The sequence below is a fragment of the Mycolicibacterium duvalii genome (genome assembly GCF_010726645.1).
Classification (GTDB): Bacteria; Actinomycetota; Actinomycetes; order Mycobacteriales; family Mycobacteriaceae; genus Mycobacterium; species Mycobacterium duvalii.
Genome location: NZ_AP022563.1, coordinates 776,943 through 792,945 on the forward strand (window position 1 = coordinate 776,943; position 16,003 = coordinate 792,945).

At 70.5% G+C, this 16,003-nt stretch carries 7 protein-coding genes; all 7 read left to right on the forward strand.

Annotation, left to right across the window (positions count from 1 at the left end; all coding sequences use genetic code 11):
* Window positions 1–10 precede the first annotated feature (10 nt).
* From G6N31_RS03510 to G6N31_RS03540, 7 genes are read left to right on the forward strand one after another with little or no spacing between them, the layout of a single operon-like run.
* Entirely contained in the window at window positions 11–682 is a 672-nt protein-coding gene (locus tag G6N31_RS03510) for a thioesterase II family protein (RefSeq protein WP_098003626.1), read from the forward strand.
* On the forward strand, window positions 672–1,979 hold the full coding sequence (locus G6N31_RS03515; RefSeq protein ID WP_098003570.1) for a beta-ketoacyl [acyl carrier protein] synthase domain-containing protein: 1,308 nt from the start codon (window positions 672–674) through the stop codon (window positions 1,977–1,979). The genes G6N31_RS03510 and G6N31_RS03515 overlap by 11 nt, the downstream gene beginning before the upstream one ends.
* On the forward strand, window positions 1,979–4,867 hold the full coding sequence (gene mbtD / locus G6N31_RS03520; protein WP_098003625.1) for a mycobactin polyketide synthase MbtD: 2,889 nt from the start codon (window positions 1,979–1,981) through the stop codon (window positions 4,865–4,867). The genes G6N31_RS03515 and mbtD overlap by 1 nt, the downstream gene beginning before the upstream one ends.
* The gene (locus G6N31_RS03525; protein WP_098003569.1) at window positions 4,864–10,137 is read left to right on the forward strand and encodes a non-ribosomal peptide synthetase; all 5,274 of its coding nucleotides are present in this window, start codon (window positions 4,864–4,866) and stop codon (window positions 10,135–10,137) included. Before mbtD ends, G6N31_RS03525 begins: the two co-directional genes overlap by 4 nt.
* The gene (locus tag G6N31_RS03530; RefSeq protein ID WP_098003568.1) at window positions 10,134–14,498 is read left to right on the forward strand and encodes a non-ribosomal peptide synthetase; all 4,365 of its coding nucleotides are present in this window, start codon (window positions 10,134–10,136) and stop codon (window positions 14,496–14,498) included. Before G6N31_RS03525 ends, G6N31_RS03530 begins: the two co-directional genes overlap by 4 nt.
* Window positions 14,495–15,787 carry an NADPH-dependent L-lysine N(6)-monooxygenase MbtG gene (mbtG, locus tag G6N31_RS03535; protein ID WP_098003567.1) on the forward strand — a complete coding sequence of 431 codons (1,293 nt, stop codon included), beginning with the start codon at window positions 14,495–14,497 and terminating at the stop codon, window positions 15,785–15,787. Before G6N31_RS03530 ends, mbtG begins: the two co-directional genes overlap by 4 nt.
* Window positions 15,765–15,980 carry an MbtH family protein gene (locus G6N31_RS03540; RefSeq protein WP_098003566.1) on the forward strand — a complete coding sequence of 72 codons (216 nt, stop codon included), beginning with the start codon at window positions 15,765–15,767 and terminating at the stop codon, window positions 15,978–15,980. The genes mbtG and G6N31_RS03540 overlap by 23 nt, the downstream gene beginning before the upstream one ends.
* Window positions 15,981–16,003: the final 23 nt, after the last annotated feature.

Genomic DNA, 16,003 nt, shown 5'->3' on the forward strand with positions numbered 1-16,003 from the left:
CGCGGGTGCCATGCTGCTGTTCCCGCATGCCGGCGGCGCCGCGGCCACCTACCGCGGGCTGGCGACCGCGGTCGGTGGGCAGGGCATCGACACCTACGTGATGCAGTACCCGCGCCGCGCCGAGCGGCTCGCCCACCCGGCCGCAGAGACGGTCGAGGAGTTGGCGCAGGATTTGTTCGACGCCGGCGACTGGGCCGCGGTCGGACCGCTGCAGTTGTTCGGTCACTGCCTGGGTGCAGTCGTGGCCTTCGAGTTCGCGCGAATCGCCGAAAGCCGCGGAGTGGACGTGCAACGGCTGTGGGTCTCGGCCAGTGAGGCCCCGTCCGCGGTCGCGGCCTCGCCGCGACTGCCGACCACCGACCGTGAGGTGCTGGCCCACATGGTCGACCTCGGCGGGACCGACCCCCGGTTGCTGGCCGACGAGGACTTCGTCGAGTTACTGCTGATGGCGGTGCTGGCCGATTACCACGCGTTCAACCGTTACTCGTGTGAGCGGGATGTCCGCATCGGCGCCGACATCCGTACCCTGGGCGGACACGACGACCACCGGATCAAGCCGGACATGCTGACGGGCTGGCAGGATCACACTCGCGGCTCCTTCTCCCGAAATCTGTTCGACGGCGGGCACTTCTATGTCACTGAGCAGTCGGCCGCGGTCGCGGAGCTGGTTCATGACGGCTAGCGACGATCCGGTCGTCATCGCCGGCATGGCACTGGAGGCGCCCGGCGGGATCGACACCGCCGAGGCGTACTGGACGATGCTCGCCGAGGAGCGGGAAGTGCTCGGTCCGTTTCCCACCGACCGCGGCTGGTCGGTGCACGACCTGCTGAACGGCTCCCGGCGCGAGGGTTTCAAGCGCATCCACGACATGGGCGGCTTCCTCGCCGGCGCGACGACGTTCGATCCGGAGTTCTTCGGCATCTCCCCACGGGAGGCGGTCGCGATCGATCCGCAACAGCGGGTCGCGCTTCGGGTGGGGTGGCGCGCGTTGGAGAACGCCGGCATCAACCCCGACACGCTGGCCGGCCAGGAGGTCGGCTGCTATGTGGGCGCGTCCTACCTCGGCTACGGCGGCGACCTCGCCGAGTTCTCCGCCTACAGTGGGCATTTGCTGACCGGCACCACCCTGGGGGCGATCTCCGGCCGGATCGCCTACGTGCTCGGCCTGGGCGGGCCCGCTCTGACCATCGACGCGAGCTGCACGGGCGGACTGGCGGCGTTGCACGTCGCGGTGTCGGCCATCCGGGCGCGGGATTGCGACATCGCCCTCACCGGCGGGGTCTGCGTGCTGGGTTCCCCGGGGTATTTCGTGGAGTTCTCCAAACAGCACGCGCTGTCCGACGACGGCCACTGCCGGCCCTACAGCGCGCACGCCAGCGGCACGGTATGGGCCGAAGGCGCCGCGATGTTCGTGCTGATGCGTCGTTCGGTGGCCGAACGCGCGGGGCACCCGGTGCTGGCCGAGGTACTGGCCACCGCGGTGAACTCCGACGGCCGGACCAAGGGCATGACCGCGCCGAGCGGCCAGGCACAGGCGAGGCTGTTCCAGCGCGCCCTCGACATCTCCGGCGTGCGGCCCGACGAGGTGGGCATGATCGAGGGTCACGGGACGGGTACCCGACTCGGCGACCGCACCGAATTGCAGTCGCTGGCCGCGACATACGGTGCAACCCGTCCGGGAGACGGTGCGGTGCTCGGATCGGTGAAGTCGAACATCGGGCACGCACAATCGGCCGCCGGCCCGCTCGGTCTGGCCAAGGTCCTGGTCGCCGCCGAACATGCTGCGATCCCGAAGAGTCTGCACACCGACGAGCCCAGCCGCGAGATCGATTGGGAAGAACAAGGATTGCGGTTGGCCACCAAACTGACGCAGTGGCCCGCGGTCATCGGGCGCAGAGTGGCCGCGGTGTCGGCCTTCGGGATGAGCGGGGCCAACGCCCACGCCGTCGTGGCGGTGCCGGCCACCGGGGGGTCGTGATGCTGCCCGATGGCCGAACTCCGGTGCTGTTGACCGCGCATACCGAGGGGCTGATCGCCGAGGACGCGCGGCGCATCGGACGTTTCCTGCAGCGGGGACCGCGTGTCGACGAGGTGGCGGCCACCTTGCTGCGGATACGCCGGCGCAGCCGGCACCGAGTGGTGGTGCGTGCCGCAGACGTGCACGAACTCACCGACGCACTGCGCGCGGTGGCCGACGGGGACGAGCACGCACTGGTGACGCGGTCCAGCGACGCCGACGCCCGCCGATGCACGTTCGTCTTCCCGGGTCAGGGCAACCAGTGGCCGTCGATGGGCGCTGAGGCTTACCGGCTGCTCGACGCCTACCGCGCCGAGGCCGACGCGTGTTCGGCGGCATTCGTCGCAGCCGGAGCCCCGTCACCGCTGACCTACCTTGTCGGCGACGCCGGCGGCGCTGAGGACTGGTCCCAGGTCGCCGCGCAGTCGGCGCAATTCACGCACGCGGCAGGGCTGGCCGCGGTGTGGCGGGACTGCGGAGTCACGCCGGAGTTGACTGTCGGACACAGTCTCGGCGAGGTGGCAGCCGCCTACGCCGCGGGGGCGATCACCCGCGCGGACGCCGCCGCGGTGGTCATCGCCCGGGCGACCGTCCTGGAGAGCCTGTCCGAGGGCTACGGGATGGTGGTGCTCGGCGTCGGGCCGGACGAGGCGCAGTCGCTGATCGAATCCATCCCGGGCTGGCTGGAACTGGCCGTGGTCAACGCCGACTCGTCGGTGGCGGTGTCGGGTGAGCGCGACGCGGTCGCCGAACTGCTGGCGGCGGCCACCGCACGTGGCATCTTCGCCCGTGCGGTCACGATGGCTTTCCCCGCGCACACCAGCCTCCTGGACGGGCTGCGCGACGAGCTGAGCGGCCGGCTGCCGCGCTCCCGGTTCCGGGAGACGGACATCCCGTTCATCGGGTCGGCCACCGGAGCGGCCGTGGACCACCGGACGGACTTCGCCGACTACTGGTTCGCCAACCTTCGCAACACCGTTCGCTTCGATCGGGCCGCCGCCTCGGCGGTGCAGCGTGGCGCGGACGTGTTCATCGAGATGTCGGCCCACCCGGCACTGCTGTTCGCGCTCGGCCAGAGCGCCGATGACGCACTGACCGTCGGATCGGGCCGGCGCGACGCGCCGATCGTGGACACACTGTCAGCCGGTGTCGCCGCGGTCGCGGCCCACGACACCGGCTTCCCGTGGGCCGAGACCGTCACCACCGCCGCCGCGCTGCCGGGGTTTCCCAACACCCCGATGCGCGAGGTGCACCTGTGGGCGCTGCCGCAGCCCCTGCCGCCACCGCCGCTGCTCACCATCGCCACGCACCAGTGGGAGCCTCACCGGCCCGGCACACCGGGATTGGCGTTGCGGCGCACCGCTGTTGTCGACCTCGCCGGGCCCCGCAGCGACGTCAGTGACTTGCTGCGGGACGCCGTGGCGCGACACCGGGGGATGCAGTCGGCGTCGGCGAGTGAGGCCGACCTGGTGCTGGCGGTCGCCCCGGCCCTCGACGGGTGCGACGCGGTGCAGGCGGTCGCCGAGTTGACCGAGCTGATCGGGGCCGACCTGCTCGGCTATGCCGACACCGTCGGTCCCGACTGCCGTGACGTGTGGCTGATCACCGTCGCCGCCGAACAGCTGGACGGCGACCCCGCCGCCCCGCTGCCGGCACAGGCCGCGATGGCGGCGATGCACCGCAGCATCGGGTTCGAGTACCCCGACCTGACCTTCCGTCACCTGGATCTCCCGTCGCGAACCATCGACGAGGGGACTGCCGCCGCCGCGCTCGACGCGGCACTCGGCGACGCAGACGAGTTGGCGCTACGTGAATCCGACGCCGGGTTGACCATCTTCACACGTGTCGAGCACGAGGCGGTGTCGATGCCCGAGTCGTGGGTCACCGACCCCGGAGTCCTCGACAGCGTGGTGATCACCGGCGGCAGCGGCACGGTCGGTCAGCACTACGCCCGGCACCTCGCCGACCGGGGCGCCCGCCGGATCCTGCTGCTCAGCCGCAGCGGTGTAATCCCCGACGCCTTGGCCGACCTTCCAGTGCACGCGGTGCGCTGCGACATCACCGAGCCCGCACAGCTGGCCGCCGCGGCCGCCGAGTTCGCCGGAGATGGAGCTTCGCTGGTGATCCACGCCGCGGCCACCGCCCGCTTCGCCGACCATCGCGACCTGACCGATGCCGATTTCCTGGGCACCACCGCGGCCAAGATCAGCGGGCTGGCCCGCTTCGCCGAACTCTGGCCGCTGCGCGCGGACGCCCGAATGGTGGTGTGCAGTTCGGTGTCGGGACTGTGGGGCGGGCGCGGGCACGCCGCCTACGCAGCGGCCAACCGCATGCTCGACGTGCTCGCAGCACAGCTGCGCGGTGCCGGAATACGCTGCTGTGCAGTGCGATTCGGGCTGTTCGGTACCGGCATCGTCGACGACGAGGCGGTGGCCAAGATCGGCCGCTCCGGGCTGGTGCCGCTGGAACCCGATGCCGCGATCGAAGCGAGCCTGTTGGACCACCCGGCAGATCCGGTGATCTACAGCGCCGACCAGAGCCGTCTGCAGGTCTTCCGGGCGGCCCCGGTGCCGGAGTCACCGGCACCGGCGGCGGCCGCCGGTGACACGACCGCGGTGGTGCTCGCCGAATTGACCGCGGTGCTCGGCATCGATTCCGCCGACGTCGATCTCGCCGCCTCACTGCTCGACATCGGGGTGGATTCGCTCCTCGCCCTCGACCTCCGAAAGCGACTGCGCCGAGCCACCGGCCGCTCGGTACCCCTGGCCGCGATGCTCGGCGGGATGACCGGCACCGAACTGATCGCCGGCCTGGACGACACACCACAAAGGAATGAGATCCCCGCGTGACTGACATTGACCTCGATGCCCGGCGGCTGGAACTGCTGCGCCGTCGGCTGGCCGGACACGGCCTGCGTGAGCAGGAGACCATCGAAGCGGTACGTGTCGACGGCACCCTGTCCGACGGGCAGCAGCGTATGTGGTTCGTGCACTCGGTCGACCCCAGCGGGGCGCTGCTCAATGTCTGCCTGTCCTACCGCCTCACCGGAGCAGTCGACCTCGGCCGGCTGCACGAGGCAGTCAACGCGGTGGCCCGCCGTCACCCGGTGCTGCGCACGACCTTTCGCGTGACCGGCGACGGTGAGCCGCGGTCCACCGTGCACGACGACCTGCAGCCGGGATGGGCGGTGCAGGACATCTCCGAGCTCTCCGAGAATGCGCGGAGCCTGCGCCTGGAGGTGTTGGCGCAGCGTGAGTTCGGCACGCCCTTCGACCTAGCCACTGAATCCCCATTGCGGATCACCGTGGCACGCACCGCCCCCGACGAGTACGTGATGCTGCTCGTGGTGCACCACATCGCGTGGGACGACGGGTGCTGGCGCGTCTTCTTCGCCGACCTGACGCGCGCCTACCTCGGTCACCCTCTCGACCCGACACCCGCGCCGGTACCGGAACCCATGGCCCGCGACGAGGATCTCGACTTCTGGCGCGCGGCCATGACGGATCTGCCCGAACCCCTCGAACTGCCCGGACCCAACGGATCGGCGGTGCCCTCGACGTGGCGGTCGCGACGCACCACGGTGGCACTGTCGACCGACACGGTCGAGCGTGTGCGCGCGACGGCCCGCGCCGCCGGCGCCACCCCGTACATGGTGATGTTGGCCGCCTTCGGCGCACTCCTGCACCGCTACACCCACGCCGACGACATCCTCGTCGCCAGCCCGGTGCTGCTGCGCGGCCCGGACAGCGGGGACGTCATCGGCTACCACGGCAACACCGCGGTGATGCGCCTGCGCCCCGACGCCATGCAGAGCTTCGCCGAACTACTCGCTCAGACCAGGGATTTCGCGCTCGACGCGTTCGCTCACCAGCAGGTCAACCTCGACCGGGTGGTTCGCGAACTCGACCTGGACCGCAGGCACGGCGCCGAGCGGATGACCCGGGTCAGCTTCGGATTCCGCGAACCCGACGGTGGCGGCTTCAGCCCGCCGGGTGTGACCTGCCGACGGGCCGAACTACGCGGCCAGTTCACCCAGCTGCCGCTGGAATTGATGGTGGAACTGGACGAGTCGGGGGCGGTGCTGGAGGCCGAGTACCAGGTCGAGGTGCTCGACGACGGGCTCGCCCGCCAGATGCTGCACCACTACGCGGTCCTGCTGGATTCGGCGCTGGCGCATCCCGACACACCTCTGACGCGGCTGAACCTGATGGACGGCGCCGAGGCCGACTGGCTGCGCGCGGCGTCACGGGGTGAAGATTTCGACGTGCCGGCCGTCACCATCGGCGAACAGATCGAAGCACGTGTCGCACAGATACCCGACGCGGTCGCGGTGGTCTACGAGGGCCGTCAGTACACCTACCGGGAGATCAACGAAGCGGCGAACCGCCTCGCGCACTGGCTGATCGGCCAGGGGATCGGCAGCGAGGACCGCGTGGCGGTGCTGCTGGACCGGTCACCGGAGCTGGTGATCACCGCGCTGGGAATCGTCAAGGCCGGCGCGGTCTATCTTCCCGTCGACCCGAGCTACCCCGAGGACCGGCTCTCGTTCGTGCTGAGCGACTCCGACCCCGCTCTGGTGATCTCCGAGCCCGTCACCGCTCTGGACACCTACCGCGCCGACAATCCCACAGACGAGGTCCGGGTGCGCCCGCTGCGACCGGACAACGCCGCCTATCTGATCTACACCTCCGGTTCGACCGGTCTGCCTAAGGGCGTGCCGGTGCCGCACCGGCCGGTGTCGCAGTACTTCGTCTGGTTCGCCGACGAATACGAGATCAGTGAAGCCGACCGCCTGCTGCAGGTCGCCTCACCGAGCTTCGACGTGTCGATCGGCGAGATCTTCGGGACCCTGTCCTGCGGTGGGCGCCTGGTCATTCCGCGGCCCGATGGGTTGACCGACATCGGCTACCTGACCGACCTGCTGCAGCGGGAGCGCATCACGGCGATGCACTTCGTGCCGTCACTGCTGGGGTTGTTCCTGTCGCTGCCCGGGGTCAACCATTGGCGCACGCTGGAGCGGGTGCCGATCGGTGGAGAGGCGTTGCCCGGCGAGCTTGCCGACAAGTTCCACGCCACCTTCGACGCGCTGCTGCACAATTTCTACGGCCCCACCGAAACCATCATCAACACCACCCGCTATAAGGTCGAAGGCGCGCAAGGTGCGCGGATCGTGCCGATCGGCAAGCCGAAGATCAACACCACGGTGCACCTGCTCGACGACGCGCTGCAACCGGTCCCGGTCGGAGTGATCGGCGAGATCTACATCGGCGGCGACCACGTGGCACGCGGCTACCACCGCCGGCCGGCGCTGACCGCGGAACGGTTCGTCGCCGATCCGTTCCAACCCGGTGGACGGCTCTATCGGTCCGGTGACCTGGCCCGGCGCACCGCGAACGGAGACCTCGAGTTCGTGGGACGGGCAGACGAACAGGTCAAGATTCGCGGCTTCCGCATCGAGCTCGGCGAAGTGGCGGCCGCGATCGGCGTCGACCCGTCGGTCGGTCAGGCGGTGGTGCTCGGCCAGGATCTGCCGGGGCTGGGCAAGAGCCTGGTCGGCTACCTCACCCCTGCCGCCGGCGCCGACGTCGACCTTGCCCGGGTGCGTGACCGCGTGGCTGCGGCGCTGCCGGACTACATGACACCGGTGGCCTATGTGGTGCTCGACGAGATCCCGATCACCGCGCACGGCAAGATCGACCGCGCCCTGCTGCCCCTGCCCGAGATCAGCACCGCGACCGAGTACCGCGAACCTGCCACCGACGTCGAACGCCAACTCGCGCAGCTGTTCTCCGAACTGCTGGGCACCGAGCGCGTGGGTGTCGACGACTCGTTCTTCGAGCTTGGTGGCCACTCCTTGCTGGCCACCAAGCTCGTCACCGCGGTGCGCGATCGGTGCGGAGTCGAGATCGAGATCCGGGAGATCTTCGAGCTGGGCTCCGTGGCCCGGCTCGCCGAGCGGGTCGAGGCGCTGGCCGCGGGGGAGTCGGCACCGCTCCGTCCCCGGCTGACGGCCATCCCGCACGACGGCCCGGCGGCGATGTCGGCGTCGCAGCTGCGGCAATGGTTTCAGTACCGCATCGAAGGTCCGGGGCCGGTCAACAACGTGCCGTTCGCCGCCCGGTTCACCGGCCCCTGTGACACCGACGCTCTGGTAGCGGCGGTGCGTGACGTGGTCAACCGCCACGAGAGCCTGCGCACCACATTCTGTGAGATCGATGGTGTGCCGTATCAGTTGGTCAACGCTCCCGATCCGGAGTTTCCGGTGCGGCGCAGCCGCGGCGGTGACGACGCCTGGCTGACCGCCGAACTCGACGCCGAACGGCTGCACGAGTTCGACCTGGAGAACCAGTGGCCGATCCGTGCGGCGGTACTGTCCACGCCCGGCGAGCACGCCTTGTCCATCGTCATCCACCACATCGCGGCCGATCACTGGTCGGCCGGCGTGCTGTTCACCGAACTGCTCGTCGCCTACCGCGCCCGCGCCGCCGGGCACGCTCCCACGTGGGCTCCACTGCCGGTGCAATACGCCGATTTCGCGGCGTGGCAGTCGGCGCTGCTGGCCGACGAATCCGGAATCATTGCTGCCCAACGGGAGTACTGGACCCAGCAGCTCGACGGGCTGGCGGCCGAGACGGGGTTGCAACCCGACTTCGCCCGGCCCGCGGTCCCCAGCGGTGCGGCCGACGCCGTGGAGTTCACCATCGACTCGGCGACCCGCGAGAAACTGGTGGCGCTGAGCCGGGAGACCGGTGCCACGGAGTTCATGCTGCTGCAGGCCGCGGTCGCCGTGACGCTGTACAAAGCCGGTGAGGGCGCCGACGTGCCGCTGGGCACTCCGGTGGCCGGGCGCACCGAGTCCGAACTCGACCAGCTGATCGGCTTCTTCATCAACATCCTGGTGCTGCGCAACGACCTTCGCGCCAACCCCACCCTGCGTGAGGTGGCCCGCCGGTCGCGGGAGATGGCGCTGGCCGCCTACGCCCATCAGGATCTCCCGTTCGACCAGGTGGTCGACGCCGTGAGCCCGGTGCGCTCACTGTCGCGCAACCCGCTGTTCGGTGTCGTCGTCCACGTGCGAGAACAACTCCCCGAGGCCAGGGTCATCAGCACCGGGGCCGACGGCGACACCGTGTTCACCGCGCTGGAACCGACGTTCGACATGGCCCACGCCGACCTGTCGGTCAACTTCTTCGCCGGGGACGCCGGCTACCGCGGTCACGTGATCTACCGCACCGAGCTCTACACCCGCGCCACCGCCGAGCGGTTCGCCGGCTGGCTGAGCCGGGTCGTCACCGCGTTCGCCGATGATCCGGACCGGGCCGTGGACGACGTGCAGATCGCGCCGGCCGTGCACCCGGAGCCGGGGGCGGCCGCTGTCCTGCTCGATGCCGCGGGGAACCCGGTTCCGGTCGGTGTCGTCGCCGATGTCCACTACAGCGGTGATGCCGGTCGGCGCGGTGACCGCGGGCGCTGGACCGAGGACGGGCGACTGGAATACGTCGAACGTGTCGACCACGAGCTGGAGGCGGCGCTGCGCGCGGTCAGCGGCGTAGCCGCCGCGGCAGTCCGCAGCTGGGACCTCGGTGCCAGGACGGTAGTTGTCGGTTACGTCGTGCCCGACCGTCCCGTCGACGACGCGGCGGTCTTCGCCGAGACCGTGCGCGCCGCGCTGGCGCCCGAGACCGCGCCGGCGTCGATCATGGTGCTCGACGCGCTACCCGCCCACCGTCGGGACCTGCCGGCACCCCGCGCGGCGGGCCCGAGTGAGCCGGCCCGCACCGAGACCGAGAAGGCCCTGGTGGCGATGCTCGCCGAGGTGTTGGTCGAGGTCCACGACGGTGCCGACATCGGACGCTACGACGACTTCTTCGAGCTGGGCGGGGACAGCATCCTCGCGGTGCAACTGGCCGCCCGGGCCAAGCAGTCAGGGCTGCGCCTGACCGGGCGGATGGTGTTCGAACACCCGGTGGTGCACGATCTGGCCGCGGCGGTCGACGCTGCCGATGCGGCGCCGGTTGCCGACGATGTCCGGCACGAGCCGATGACCGCGTCGGGCCTCTCGCCGGAGGACCTGGCCACGCTGACGGCATCGTGGGCCGCACGGGACGAATCCCCGTGACGACAGCCCGCACCGGTGCACCGAGCAAGAGCGCCATCGCCGACGTACTGGCGTTGAGTCCGCTTCAGCAGGGCCTGTACTCGCTGACGGCCATGACCGACGGGGCTGACCCGTACGTGATCGGGATGAGCGCCGACGTCTCGGGCGCACTCGACGTGGCTCTGTTGCGCGACTGCGCGGCGGAGATGCTGGTCCGACACCCGAACCTGCGGGCCAGCTTCTTTCAGGGCAGCCTGACCCGACCGGTGCAGGTCGTCCCGGACGAGGTGCCCACACCGTGGCGGCACGTCCGCTGCGAGGCTGCCGAGGTGGGCGCGGTGGAGGCCGACGAGCGTGGCCGCCGCTTCGATCTGGCACGCGGGCCGGTGATCCGGTTCCTGCTCATCGAATCACCGCAACAGCGTTGGCGTTTCGTCATCACCGCCCACCACATCGTGATCGACGGTTGGTCGTTGTCGTTGCTGGTCTCCGAATTGCTCACGCTCTACCGCTGCACTGGTGACACCTCGGCGCTGCCCGCGCCGCCGCGACCGTACCGCGATTACATCGGCTGGCTGGCCTCCCGCGATCAGGCCCACGCCCGGGCGTTGTGGCGCGCACACCTGGCCGGCCTGGAGAGCCCGACGCTGCTGGCGCCGGCGCTGGGCGCGGTCACCCCGGGTGACGGGCTACCGGACATCACGGAGCTGCAGGCGGATTCGGACACCACCGCGGCCCTGGTGGCAACCGCGCGGGCTCGCGGTGTCACCCTGAACTCATTGGTCCAGCTCGCGTGGGCCGTCATCTTGTCCTCGCTCACCGACCGCGCCGACATCACCTTCGGGGTCACGGTGTCGGGCCGGCCCGACGACCTCGCCGGCGTGGAATCGATGGTCGGTCTGTTCGTCAACACGGTGCCGCTGCGGGTTCGGCTGGACCCGCGCGCCCCGGTCGGCGCGCAATGCCTTGCCCTGCAGCACGAGGCTGCCGCGCTGCGCGACCACAGCTATCTCGGCCACGCGGAGCTGCGGGCCCTGGGCGGCATCGGCGAGATGTTCGACACGCTGCTGGTGTATGAGAACTTCCCGCCGGGGGCCGTGGCCGGGGCCGGTGCGCTGGAAGCCAACGGCGCGGTGTTCACCCCGGTGGCGCTGCAGAGCCTGGCTCATTTTCCCGTGACGATCGCCGCACACCTCACCGACGGTCGGCTGACCGTGCTGGTCGAGGTCAAGGACGGCGCGCTCGGCAGGATCACGCCCGAGTCGTTGGGCGCCCGCCTGCTCGAGACCACGCAGCGACTGGTCGACGGATGGGATCGTCCGCTGCGCGAGGTCAGTGTGCTGCCCGGCGATCACCTTCGGCCCGGTGACAGTGTGGCACCGCCGGCTGGTCTCGGGTTTCATCTGCGGTTCGCCGAAACCGTTTCCGCCAGAATGGGTTCAGTCGCCCTGAGCTGGCACGACGGAGAGCTCACCTACCGGCAGCTCGACGAAGCCGCCGATCGGTTGGCCGCGCTGTTGCGCAGCCGCGGCGTCGGCGCGGAGAGCCCGGTGGCGATCCGGTTGTGCCGGGGCCCCGACTATGTCGTGGCGATGGTGGCGGTGCTCAAGGCCGGCGGAATGATCGTCCCGCTGGACCCGGCGCTGCCCGCCGACCGTCTCGAGGTCATCCTGCGCCGTTCCGGTGCCGGGGTCGTCGTCGACGAGGAACTGATGGCGTCGGCCACCGCCGACCCACCTACCGGCTACCGGCCGGCGCGGCCCCGGGCCGGGCAGGGCGCCTATGTGGTGTTCACCTCCGGTACCACCGGAGAACCCAAGGGCGTCATCGGAACTCACCAGGCACTGCTGGCCTATGCCGAGGACCACATCGCCGCGATCCTGCGACCGGCCGCCGAACGGGTGCGACGGCCTCTGCGCATCGCCCACGCGTGGTCCTTCACCTTCGACGCGGCGTGGCAGCCTTTGGCGGCGCTGCTGGACGGCCATGCGGTGCACATCATCGACGACACGATTCAGCGCGACGCGGTGGGTCTGGTCGAAACCATCGCCCGATTCGGCATCGACATGATCGACACGACGCCGTCGATGTTCGGCGCGCTGCGCGATGCCGGGCTGACCTCGACTGTGCCGCTGGCTGTCCTCGCCCTCGGCGGTGAGAACATCGGGTCCGGCCTGTGGCAGCAGATCGGCCGGGAGTGCGCTCGTACCGGCATGTCGGCCTACAACTGTTACGGCCCGACCGAGACCACGGTCGAAGCCGTGGTGGCGGAGATCGCCGCCCACGAGCGTCCCACCATCGGTCGGCCCACCGCCACCACCCGCGCCTACGTGCTGGACTCCTGGCTGCGTCCGGTGCCCGCCGGCGCGGTCGGTGAACTGTACCTGGCCGGCGGCCAGCTCACCCGCGGGTACCTGGGCCGATCCGCGGAGAGCGCGGCCCGCTTCGTCGCCGACCCGTTCGTCGCGGGGGGCCGGATGTACCGCACCGGTGACGTGGTGCGCCGTGACCTCGACGACACCCTGTGCTACCTGGGCCGGTCCGACACCCAGGTCAAGATCCGGGGTTTCCGGGTGGAGCCCGCAGAGGTAGCCGCGGTGCTCAGCGGCCACCCCGCGGTGGCGCAGGCGCACGTCGCGGTGCGGGCGCACCGCCGCGGCCCCCGGCTGACGGCCTACGTGACCGGGTGCCCGCCGGTCGGCGAGCTGCGGACCTGGCTGAGCGTCCGGCTGCCCCGCTACCTGATGCCGCATCGGATCGTGGCGGTCGACGAGTTCCCGTTGACCTCGCACGGCAAGATCGACGAGCCCGCGCTGGCCGCATCGGAGCCGCCCGGAGACGGCGTCGCGGCCGCGCCGCAGACTCCGACCGAGCTCGAACTGGCGGGCGTGCTCGGCGAAGTGCTCGGCGTCGACGAGGCCGGAACCGTCGACGTCACCGCCGACTTCCTGGAGCTCGGTCTGGACAGCATCGTCGCGCTGTCGGTGGTGCAGGCCGCCCGTCGCCGGGGCTTGGCGATGCGGGCGAAGCTGATGCTCGAATGCGGCACCATCCGGGAGCTCGCCGCTGCGATCGACGCCGACGCCGCCCGGCCCCCTGATGGCACCGACGACGATGGCGGACCGATTCCGTTGTTGCCCAACGCGTACTGGCTCTTCGAGTACGGTGAGCCGCGCAGGTTGGCCTCGACCGAAGCGCTGCGGCTGCCCGCGGGCATCACCGGCGACCAACTCGACACCCTGCTGCGGGACCTTGTCGCGGCCCATCCGGTGCTGCGCACCCGTCTCGACCGCGCGACCATGACGCTGGTGGAGCATCCGCTCGAAAAGTTGTTCACCGAGGAGCAGGTGAGCGGGGACCTGGCCGCGGAGGTGGCCCGGCACACCGCGGCGGCGCTCGAGCGCCTCGATCCGCACCGGGGCCCGCTGTTCGACGCGGTATGGCTGCGGGTTCCCGGCAGCGGCCCCGGTGTGCTGCTGCTGACCGCGCACGTGCTGGCCCTCGATCCGGTGTCGTGGCAGATCGTCATCGGTGAACTCGACGCCGCCTGGCACGCCCTGGCGGCCGGGCGCCGGCCGGGTACGCGGGGTGAGCACACCAGCTTCCGGCAGTGGGCGACGCTGCTGCGAGCGCGAGCTGAACAACTCGGCGACGCCGGCTTCTGGGTGGCTCAACTCGACGGTGCCGACCCTGCGCTGGGAACGCGCCGACTGCGGCCCGCGACCGACCGCGCCGGCGAGCTGCAGCTCACCGTGACCGTCACCGACCCCGACGTGACGTCGCATCTGCTGTCGGCGCAGCAGTCGGTGTTCGAGGTACTCGTCGCCGTGCTGAGCCGCACGATCACCAGGTGGCGCCAACGTCGGGGACAGCCCGCCCCGCCACCGCTGGTCGCCTTGGAGACCCACGGCCGCGTCGACCTCGCCGAAGCCGACACCTCCGATACCGTCGGTCTGCTCTCGGCCATCTACCCGCTGCGTTTGCGCGGTGAGGATCCCGGCGCGGTGGCGGCGGACCTGGCCGAGGTGCCGTTCGGCGGTGTCGACTACGGGCTGCTGCGGTACTGGCGCGCCGACACCGCCGAGACCCTGAAAGTCCACCCGGAGCCGCAGGTGCTGTTGAACTATTTGGGACGCAATGACTTTGGACCGACTGGTGGCGCCGTGGCCGCGGACCGGCTGCTGCTGACCGGCCTGTCGACCGTGCCGGAACCCGATGCAGCGGTCAGGCACGAGCTCACGATCGTCGCCGCGATCGTCGCGCACGGTGAGACGCCGGCACTGGTGGCCCAGTGGCGGACACTGCCCGATATCCTCGGCGCCGCCGATGTCGCGGAGCTGCAGGCGATCTGGCAGGACGAGCTGCGGGAGGTGCTGCGATGAGCCCCACCCTGGCGGTGATCGGTGCCGGAGCCAAGGCAGTAGCCGTGGCGGCCAAGGCTGCCGTGCTGCGTGAGATGGGCGTCGACACCCCCGAGGTGGTGGTGCTCGAGCGCGCCGGAGTGGCCGCCAACTGGGATTCGGTGGGCGGCTGGACCGACGGGCAGCACCGGCTGGGCACCAACCCGGAAAAGGACATCGGCTTCCCCTATCGATCGGCGCTGGTGCGCCGCCGCAACGCCGAACTCGACGAGCGCATGACCCGGTACAGCTGGCAGTCCTACCTGATCGCCACCGGGCAATTCGCCGAATGGGTGGACCGCGGTCGTCCCGCCCCCACCCACCGGAGGTGGGGCCAGTATCTGCGCTGGGCCGCCGACCGGGTCTCGATGAACCTGGTCGCCGGTGAGGTGCAGCGCATCGCGGTCGACGACGACCGGTGGGCGCTGCACACCCACGAGACGGTGCTTGCCGCCGACGGTGTGATGATCACCGGCCCCGGCCAAGCCGAGCGGTCGATCCTGCCGGGCCACCCGCGGGTGCTCTCGATCGCGCAGTTCTGGCATCGTGCCGCCGAACACGAACGCATCGCCGCCGAGCGGGTGGCGGTCATCGGCGGAGGGGAGACCGCCGCCTCGATGCTCAACGAGCTGTTCCGGCACCGAGTTTCGACGATCACCGTCATCTCCCCAACCGTCACCCTGTTCACCCGCGGTGAGAGCTTCTTCGAGAACACTCTGTTCTCCGACCCCACCGGCTGGACCGGGCTGACGTTGCCGGAGCGCCGCGACGCGATGGCCCGAACCGACCGCGGAGTCTTCTCCGCGAGGGTGCAGGACGCGCTGCTCGCCGATGACCGCATCCGGCACCTGCGTGGCCGGGTCGCCCATGCGGTCGCGCGCGACGGCCGGATCCGGTTGACGCTCAACAGCGATCGTGGTGGCGAGCCCCTGGAAACCGTGCACGGCTTCGACCTGGTGATCGACGGGTCCGGTGCGGACGCCCTGTGGTTCCTGCCGCTGTTCGGCCAGGACGCACGCGACCTGCTGGAGCTGGGTCTGGGCGGACCGCTGTCCGGGCAGGCGCTCGAGGAGTCGATCGGCTACGACCTGGCGGTCTCCGGCGTGGCGCCGAAGTTGTTCCTGCCGGGGCTGTCCGGATTGAATCAGGGGCCGGGATTTCCGAACCTGTCCTGCCTCGGGCTGTTGTCCGACCGTGTCCTGGGCGCCGACCTGGGCGCCGGGCACCAACCTGTGACGAGGAGAAAAGATGAGCGCCAACCCATTCGATGACGACGACGCGAGCTTCTACGTGCTGATCAACGACGAGGAACAGTACAGTCTGTGGCCGGTCTTCGCCGACGTGCCGGCCGGGTGGCAGGTGGTGTTCGGGGAGAGCTCCCGTGCGGACTGCCTGGCCTACGTCGAACAGAACTGGACCGATCTGCGGCCGCGCAGTCTGCGCGAGGCGATGGCCGCGGACTGAAGCCGGTGGGCGCCGCGCTCCGC

Excerpts from the sequence above, each read along its gene's own strand:
- G6N31_RS03515 (WP_098003570.1), top strand. The coding sequence starts at position 672 with ATGACGGCTAGCGACGATCCGGTCGTCATCGCCGGCATGGCACTGGAG.
- mbtD (WP_098003625.1), top strand. The coding sequence starts at position 1,979 with ATGCTGCCCGATGGCCGAACTCCGGTGCTGTTGACCGCGCATACCGAG.
- mbtG (WP_098003567.1), top strand. The coding sequence starts at position 14,495 with ATGAGCCCCACCCTGGCGGTGATCGGTGCCGGAGCCAAGGCAGTAGCC.
- G6N31_RS03540 (WP_098003566.1), top strand. The coding sequence starts at position 15,765 with ATGAGCGCCAACCCATTCGATGACGACGACGCGAGCTTCTACGTGCTG.
- G6N31_RS03510 (WP_098003626.1), top strand. The coding sequence starts at position 11 with ATGCTGCTGTTCCCGCATGCCGGCGGCGCCGCGGCCACCTACCGCGGG.